Origin of the sequence: Asaia sp. SF2.1 (genome assembly GCF_000505765.1) — a bacterium.
In the GTDB taxonomy this organism is placed as follows: Bacteria; Pseudomonadota; Alphaproteobacteria; order Acetobacterales; family Acetobacteraceae; genus Asaia; species Asaia bogorensis.
Genome location: NZ_AYXS01000003.1, coordinates 72,446 through 79,014, shown reverse-complemented (window position 1 = coordinate 79,014; position 6,569 = coordinate 72,446). Strand labels below are relative to the sequence as shown.

Annotated in this window: 6 protein-coding genes; all 6 read left to right on the top strand. The window is 61.0% G+C overall.

The window, feature by feature from the left end:
- On the top strand, nt 1-2,914 hold a 2,914-nt coding region (locus P792_RS23740), incomplete at its 5' end, for a DEAD/DEAH box helicase family protein (protein ID WP_023977775.1).
- 187 nt (nt 2,915-3,101) lie between these two features.
- Nucleotides 3,102-3,488, top strand: a complete 387-nt coding sequence (locus P792_RS23735) for a DUF6876 family protein (protein WP_023977774.1) — start codon at nt 3,102-3,104, stop codon at nt 3,486-3,488.
- Nucleotides 3,489-3,500: 12 nt separating this feature from the next.
- The gene (locus P792_RS23730; protein ID WP_023977773.1) at nt 3,501-4,139 is read left to right on the top strand and encodes a hypothetical protein; all 639 of its coding nucleotides are present in this window, start codon (nt 3,501-3,503) and stop codon (nt 4,137-4,139) included.
- Nucleotides 4,139-4,441, top strand: a complete 303-nt coding sequence (locus tag P792_RS23725; protein WP_023977772.1) for a hypothetical protein — start codon at nt 4,139-4,141, stop codon at nt 4,439-4,441. The genes P792_RS23730 and P792_RS23725 overlap by 1 nt, the downstream gene beginning before the upstream one ends.
- A 185-nt stretch (nt 4,442-4,626) precedes the next feature.
- Nucleotides 4,627-5,013, top strand: a complete 387-nt coding sequence (locus tag P792_RS23720; protein ID WP_023977771.1) for an ArdC-like ssDNA-binding domain-containing protein — start codon at nt 4,627-4,629, stop codon at nt 5,011-5,013.
- Between the two features lie 715 nt (nt 5,014-5,728).
- A partial coding sequence (locus tag P792_RS37935) for a reverse transcriptase domain-containing protein (RefSeq protein ID WP_235075393.1) occupies nt 5,729-6,569 on the top strand: 841 nt, incomplete at its 3' end.

Here is a 6,569-nt window from a genome sequence, read left to right as displayed (position 1 = left end):
GATCGGCGTGGAAGCCCGGATCTACCACACCGCCGCCGTGGCCTGCTGGTCGATCGACAAGCGTGCCTTTGCCGGCCGCGCCGAGGCGACCTCGGTTTGGGGCACGGAGCGCCGTCATGCCGGCGAACTGCTGGAGGACGCCCTGACACAGGCAAGCCCGAAGATCTTCGACACCTATATGGAGGATGGGGTCGAAAAGCGCATGCTCAACGCCAAGGAGACCGAGGCCGCCAAGGAGAAGCTCCGGGCGATCCGCACTGCGTTTCAGGACTGGGTCTGGCAGGATAGCGAGCGCGCCGACCGCCTCGTGCGACTGTATAACGAGACCTATAACAATCTCGTCCCGCGCCTCTTCGACGGAAGCCACCTGCGGCTTCCAGGTGCCAGCTCGGCCATCATGCTGCGCGACCACCAGAAGCGCGTCATCTGGCGCATCATCGCCTCAGGACGCACCTATATGGCGCATGCCGTGGGTGCCGGAAAAACCTTCTCCATGTGTGCGGCCGTGATGGAGCAAAAGCGCCTCGGTCTGATCTCCAAGGCGATGATCGTGGTGCCGGGGCACTGCCTGGCGCAAATGGCTCGCGAGTTCCTGATGCTCTACCCGACCGCGAATATCATGGTCGCCGACGAGACGAACTTCGTGAAGGCCAAGCGCCAGAGCTTCATCGCGCGTGCTGCGACGGGGAACTGGGACGCTATCATCATCACCCATGATGCCTTCAAGTTTATTCCGGTCGAGAGCAGTTTCGAGCGTGAGATGATCGAGGACCAGATCGCGTCCTACGAGGCCATCCTCGATAGTGTCGATCCGGACGATCGCCTCTCTCGCAAGCGCATCGAGCGTATGAAGGAGGGGATGCAGGAGCGTCTCGAGAGCCTGCAGGGCAGCAAGGATGATCTGGTGCATCTCGGTGAGATCGGCATCGATCAGATCATGGTCGACGAGGCCCAGCAGTTCCGCAAACTCTCTTTCGCGACGAACCAGTCCGACCTGAAGGGCGTGGACCCGAATGGCAGCCAGCGTGCCTGGGATCTGTACGTGAAAACCCGCTATCTCGCCCGTAGCAATTCCGGTCGCGAGCTGATCCTCGCATCGGGCTCACCGATCACGAACACGATTGGAGAGTTGTTCACCGTCCAGCGCTTCATGGCACTCGAGGATCTGCGCGCACGCGATCTCCACGAGTTCGACGCCTGGGCCGCGAATTTCGGCGAGACGCGCACCGAACTCGAGCTGCAGCCGAGCGGGCTCTACAAGCCCGTTACGCGATTCACCGAGTTCGTCAACGTCGCTGATCTTATGGCCATGTATCGCCATTTCGCCGATGTGGTCCAGCAGGACGATCTGCGCCGCTACGTCAAACTGCCCGCGATCAAGGGCGGACACCGTGCGATCGTCGTCACGCCCGCCAATGACGACTTCAAGGCCTATCAGCGCACGCTCGCGCACCGGATCAAGGCGATCGAGGAGCGGGAAGGCAAGCCCGAGAAGGGCGACGATATCCTGCTTTCGGTCATCAACGATGCCCGACATGCCGCGATCGATCTGCGTCTCGTGCGCTGTGACGCAGAGGAGTCCAGCAAGCTCGATGATCTGATCGCTCGCGTCCATCGCATCTGGGTCGACACGAGCGAGAACACCTATCGCGATCTGCAGACAGGAGAGACCGCGCCACTTCCTGGCGCCGTGCAGATGATCTTTTCCGATCTCGGCACGGAAGCCGCGTTCGAGAAACGCGGGTTCTCGGCCTATCTGCATATCCGTGACGAGCTGACCCGTCTCGGCGTGCCCGCCGATCAGATCGCATTCATGCAGCACTACAAGAAGGCGGCTGCAAAGCTGCGCCTGTTTGGTGATCTGAACGCAGGGCGCAAGCGCATCCTGATTGGCAGCACCGCCACCATGGGCACGGGCGTCAACGCCCAGGCCCGTCTGAAGGCTCTGCACCATCTCGATGTGCCCTGGCTCGTTTCCGACATCATCCAGCGTGAGGGCCGTATCGAACGACAGGGCAACCAGCACGACGAGATCGAAATCTACGCCTATGCGCAGGAAGGCTCGGTGGACGCAACCAACTGGCAGCTTCTCGAGCGCAAGCTGCGCTTCATCGCGCTCGCCATGTCAGGCGATCGCTCGATCCGTCGGATCGAGGATATTAACGATGAGGGCAACCAGTTCGCCATGGCCAAGGCGCTTGCCTCTGGCGATATGCGCCTGATGCAGAAAGCAGGGCTCGAAGCCGATCTCGCGCGTCTCGAGCGTCTTGCAGCCGCGCATTATGATGACCAGTTCGCTGTCCGTCGTTCGATCCAGACTGGCGAGCGTGAGCTGGCGTCGCTCGAGCGTCGTTTCCCGGCCCTGGAGGCCGATCTCGCGCAGCGCGTGGAGACGCGCGGCGAGGCTTTTTCCTTCGAGGGGCCGCGGGGCGTTCTGGCCGAGCGCGAGAAAGCCGGGGCATGGCTTTTGTCCCAGGCGCGCAGGGTGGAGAAGAACCGCGAGGAAGGGTCGTGGCGTCTCGGTCGTATCGGTGGTTTCGAGATCCTGCTCGAAGCAGCACAGACGCGGTTTCTGGATGATGGAACGCCGAAGATCGAGGCAGGCCTTGCGATCGCGTTCACGTCCAGCCCGTCCGAAGTGTCGTTCGATCGCGATACCAAGCCGCTTGGCCTGATTTCGAAAATCGAGCACCGGCTCGGCCGCATCGAGACAGAGCTGATGGAAACCCGCAAGGCGCGTGACGAGATTACCGCCCGCCTGCCGGCTTACCGCGCGCGGCTTGGTACGCCGTTCCGCGACCAGGCTGCGCTCGATGAGAAGAAGCGCGCTCTTGCAGATCTCGAGGCTGATCTGGCGGCCGACGCCGACGCCAATGCCGCATCGGAAGTGGGTGAAACCCCGATAGCCGCCTGAGGGAAAGAGAGGGGTAGCTGACGGGATCGGCCCGCATCAATCGGTGGGTCCTCCCCATGCTCGCCAGCTGCGCGTGGGTCCGGTCCCGGCGCTCACGCGCCGCGACTGACCCGGTCCGACCCGCCAGCTACCGGAAGGGTCAAGCGCAGAGAATGTCAAAGCGCGCTGAACAACCCCGGAGACCTCCATGACGACTGCCCTTACCAAAGCCGAACTCGCCCAGTGTTACGGCACCTCGAAATATCATCGCTACACCGGCGACCTTGTCCTGACGGACGGTGCCGCGTTTCTGGTCAGGAACGGAGCAAAATGGCTTGTCGATGTGATCGCATCTGCACGCGTCGATCCGAAAGTTCGGCGGGAGCCATTCGAAGCATGGTCGGTGCAGGTCGATCTCGCGACGAGCACTGCCGTCGTCACCTGCACGGATGGAGGCAAGGAAGGCCGTCAGCCGATCAGGCTTTTCAGGCAGACAATTATCGGCACGGATTTTCCACTCGAGAGTATCGAGCTCTATGCGATCAGTGACGAGGGCCTTGGGGCCAAGGTCGTCATGCTGACCTCTGAAAACTGAGGGAGGCCGACTATGTCGTATCGCATCGTCTATGACCAGGTGGCCGTGAAATTCACGGCCGCCCAGCTCGCCGCAGCCTGCCCGTCGGAGCATGGGAGGGAGGATTATTTCATGCTCTTCGAACTGGGGGGCGCTAATAATATGTGGGACTGCAGTGGAGCGCGGGCACGGTCCTGGGATCTTATTGGCGCGGATCGCGAGTGGGTCGTCATGCGCAAGGTCGTCGAATACGCGGCCTCTTGTGAAGGTGGCGGGATGCGCTTTGCCAATGCTCGCAGCACGCAGGCAGAGACCTATATCCGCAAGAACCGCTCAACCCTCGAGCGAGCTCTTACGCCGGAAGGATTCAGCGAGACCGGCATTGGAGTTTCCGCGTCGATCAGGGTGACACGGTCGAAGCTCCAATCGTGGCAGCGGGAGCGTCTCAGAAGGCTCGAGGCGTTGATGACGCCGCAGGGAGATAGTGATTACGCTTTGTGGGAGCTGAGCCCCCTGCGAGATCCGCTGCATGCTGCGCTTTTCTTCGCGTTCCACACGCTTGATGAACGCGCCATTTACAGCAAGGCGAGGGTTCACGGCCCTTCGAAGGGGAGGGAGCCCGTGCTCAGGCTGGTCTCGCCAAATGCCTTCGCGGCCAGGGAGGCCGCGTAATGCCCCAATACACCGTCAAGATCGGCTTCTGGCTCCGAGCCTATGACAGCGTGGAGATAGAGGCCGATAGCCCCGACGAAATCATCGAACGGGCCAAGGCTGCCGCACGCAAGATGATGGAACAGACCGCTCCGCCCGAATATATCGAACTATCGGACCGCCGAGAGGGGATCATCTGCTGGATTGACGGAAGCGACGCCCCGGTCGGCGATGATCCAGTCGCCGAAGACGTCGAATTCGACGACGACCGCATCAACCCGGAGCCAGTAGCGGCACCCGCCGAGGTGGTCGCAACAGAATGAGGGAGGAGAGGGGCGGTAGCTGACGGGATCGGTCCGCATCAAGCGGTGGGTCCTCCCCATGCTCGCAGGCTGCGCGTGGGTCCGGTCCCGGCGCTTACGCGCCGCGCCTGACCCGGCCCGACCCGCCAACTACCGGAGCGGTCAAGCTCAGAGAAAGAGCACACACCAAATCCGGAGCCTCTCCCATGACCGACCGTACCCGCGCCGACCTTCACCAGGAAACGACCGACCGCATCATCGCGGAACTCGAAAAAGGCTATGCGCCCTGGGTTCAGCCGTGGACCAACACCATGACGTCAGGGTCCTTGCCGCGTAATGCGACGACGGAAAGCCGCTATAGCGGGATTAACGTCATCCTGCTCTGGATCGCCGGGCAAACAGGCGGTTTTAGCGCACAGCGTTGGCTGACCTACAGGCAGGCTGAAAAGCTGGGCGCAAATGTCCGCAAGGGCGAGAAAGGCACGACAGTCTTCTATGCCAATCGCTTTGTGCCCAAGAGCCAGGCCGAGCGCGACGATCCAAAGACGATCGCGTTTCTCAAGCGCTACACTGTTTTCAACAGTGCGCCGTAACGGCGGAAGTACAAAAGGAGCTCTACCATGAGTAGATGATCTTGCTGGCTATAGATCATGCCCACTGGACCAACCTCGGCTAGCAATAGCTGTAATCCCGAAAGGGACGGGGGAAAGTAGCATGTTCAGAAAAGGTCCGGAAGCGTCAGAACCATTCGCGGCGTCATGGATCAGGGCAAGACGTGTATGGTGAAAGCTATATTGCCTGAACCCCAGTTTGCAGCGGCTAACAACGTGAGCGGTGTCGCAGGATGGTTGACGCGGCACATCGGAGAAATGGAGGAAAGGGGGTTGAGTTCCTCCCGAGCAAGCGGTCATGCCGCGAGCCTGCCAGCTTCTCCGACGCACCCTCTGTAGGGAGGGGCAAGTGAACGAACGGGGCACCTAACCACGTCGGAACTCCGACTTCCGTAATTGCGGGATCGCCTAAACAGGACGGCTTGCCGGACCTGCATGGCGACGGAGCCGCCATAGTACTCAAATGCCCGCCGTAATGGTCGGGACAGTCTCCATTCGTATGGGGAACGAGCGCGGCCATAAGTACGGGGCAACCCATGCGAAAAGCTTCAACGCTCGGGGGAAGGGCGGCAGCGACTGCGATCAGACAACCTCACGAGGAGGTGTGCTAATGCTGCCAGATACCATCGAGAGGGCCGTCAGATCACTCCCGACCATCATCAGGTCGGGTCGGCGGGTCAATGGACTCTTCCGCCTAATGAAAAGCCCGCTCCTTTGGGAGCATGCCTATCAGCAGATCGCGCCCAACAAGGGTGCGATGACGCCGGGCGTTGACGGCAAGACACTCGACGGCTTCTCGCCCGAGATGGTCAGGTCGATCATCGACCGGTTGGCGGACGGAAGCTATCGGCCCAAGCCGGTACGTCGGGTGTATATCCCGAAGGCCAACGGCAAGAAACGGCCGCTTGGCGTGCCGACCACGGAGGACAAGCTCGTCCAGGAAGTGGTGCGGACGCTCCTTGAGCAAATCTATGAACCGCTGTTCTCGCAGCACTCGCATGGGTTTAGGAAAGAGCGATCGTGCCACACGGCGTTGGAATCCATCCGCGCCAAATGGACGGGGGTGAAGTGGCTGATCGACGTCGATGTTGTTGGGTTCTTCGACAATATCGATCACGATGTTCTGATCGGCCTGCTGGAAAAGCGGATCGCGGATCGTCGCTTCGTGCGTCTGATCCGAGGCCTGCTCAAGGCTGGCTATATCGAGGACTGGGTCTATCATCGGACCTACAGCGGCACACCTCAGGGCGGTGTCGTCTCGCCGATGCTGGCGAATATCTACCTCCATGAGCTTGATATGTTCATTGAGGCCCGGATAGTCAGCTTCACCAAGGGCGACAAACGCGGATACACGAAAGATTATCGTCGTATCCGCAACCGCATCTCTTACCTTCGTCGGAATGTGGATGCGCTGCGAGCCCAAGGGTTGGCGGACTCCCCGAAGATCACCTCCATGCTGGAGGAGATTGGTCGGCTCAAGGCAGAACGGGCAACCGTTCCGGCCAGCGACGCCCTCGATCCCAACTACAGGAGACTGC